At 56.7% G+C, this 2,067-nt stretch carries 1 pseudogene; it reads left to right on the plus strand.

The annotated features are described in order from the left end of the window. Nucleotides 1-2,067: pseudogene (locus QWE_RS24535) on the plus strand (Ig-like domain-containing protein); the annotation flags it as partial.

A 2,067-nucleotide genomic window follows, 5' to 3' on the forward strand; every position in this document is an offset into this window, starting at 1 on the left:
ACGGACAATGGCGATGGGACAACCAACGCAGGTGTCAACAGCAACACGTTCGAGGTGACGATTGCCGTCACTGGCGTGAACGACACGCCAAACGACAACCGCAGCAACGCTGTGTCTGTGGCGACAGCCGAAGATACCGGTATTGCGGATCTGACGAGCCTGATGCGCACGACATTCGGCGGTTCGCAGAACCCTTATAACTTCGTCGATCAGGACGATGACACCAACGATCTGGGTGGCACACCTGCCCAGATGACGTTGAGCGTTGCCCACGGTACGCTGACCTTCACCGATGGTTCCGGCCTGACGGTCGTCAGCGGCAATGGCACTGGCGCGATCGTCGTGCAGGGCTCTGTCTCTGACCTGAACAGCTTCATCAACGGTGGTGGTGCAGCAAACGTTTCCTATCAGCCGAACACCAACTTCTTCGGCCAGGACACGCTTTCGTTCCAGATCAGCGACCAGGGTGATCAGGGCATGGCTGCGAAACTCAGCCAGGTCCGCACGGCAACGATCAACGTCTCGCCTGTGAACGATGCTCCGATGTCGACAGACGACAGTGTCACGACAGATGAGGATACGGCGAAGATTCTGTCGGTAAATGACTTTGGTACTTACAGTGATGTTGAAGGATCGGCCTTGGCTGCCGTAAAGATCACGTCGCTGGCAAGCAACGGCACACTCCAGTACTTCAATGGCAGCAACTGGATTAACGTGACGTTGAACCAGGAAGTGTCCGCGGCGGACATCAATGGCAATAAGCTGCGCTTCGTGCCAGATGCCAACGAGAGCGGCAACCCGTATGCTACGATCGGCTTTAGAGTTGGAGATGGTGCAGCCTTTAGTGAAAATGCTTATACGCTGACAGTAAATGTCACGGAAATCCCTGACGACAAGGTCGTATACCGGGAAATTTCTGCGCAAGACACTTTGAGCTACTCTGGTGAGGCCACCACATTCCAACTGTCTTCTCCGGGGACGCCTTCTGGTCCCGCAACCCTTACGATCCGCGGTAGCGGCGACTATAGCCAAGGAAATTCTGACGAGTATATCGACGCATGGGTCCGCAACGGTTCCGGCTGGACTTACATCGGTCGGTATGGCCCCTCAGAAGGAAATGTCACGGTCGTACCTGGAGGAAGCGCGGATAACCGAACCTGGTCGGTCGATGTTTCGCTCACCGCAGCTCAGCTGCTTTCTGCGACTATCGCTGGAAAGGTTATCGTTCATCTTGATAACAGCGGCGATGTAAATCCTGGTCGGGGTGGAGCTGACACGTTCGGCGTGACGCTAAAAGCCAACTTCATAGTATCGGCTGCCGACCCCATCATCCTCGACCTTGACAGAGACGGCTTCGCCTTCTCGTCGATCGACAATGGCGTCACCTTCGACATCGACGCCGATGGCAAGGCGGACCAGATTGCCTGGACCAAGGACGATGGCATCCTTGCCTATGACATTGATGGCAACGGCCTGATCGACAACGGCTCGGAAATCTTCACGCCGGACTTCAACGGCGGAAAGTTTGCAAGCGGTGTGGCGGCTCTGGCTTCGCTCGATACAAATGGTGACGGTGTAATCGATGCGAATGACGATGCCTTCTCCAAGCTGAAGATTTGGGTTGATGCCAACAACAACGGCATCAGCGACGAAGGCGAGCTGTCGAGCCTGTTCGACAACGGTGTCACCAGCATCTCGCTCACCACCGACAACACCGGTGGCCAGGAAGATGGCCAGACGGTCTTCTCGAAGGGTACGTTCACCTTTGCGGATGGCTCGACGGGCGACTTCATGGAAGTCGGCTTCGATACGATCTTCGGATCGGATGCGGATCCGCTGACGGTCATGGGAACGGATGGCGACGACATACTGCATGGCGGCATGGGTCAGGTGGTCATGACCGGCGGTGCCGGCAACGACACCTTCGTGTTTGACGGAACGGCGCTTGACGAGCTCGATGTGGCAGATGTCATCACCGACTTCAACGGTGACGGCGACGTGCTCGACGTCACGGCCCTGCTCGACAGCCTGCTCGGTGAACAGGCCTCTGCTGAAACCGCAGCCTCG

Source organism: Agrobacterium albertimagni AOL15 (assembly GCF_000300855.1).
GTDB classification, from domain to species: Bacteria; Pseudomonadota; Alphaproteobacteria; order Rhizobiales; family Rhizobiaceae; genus Allorhizobium; species Allorhizobium albertimagni.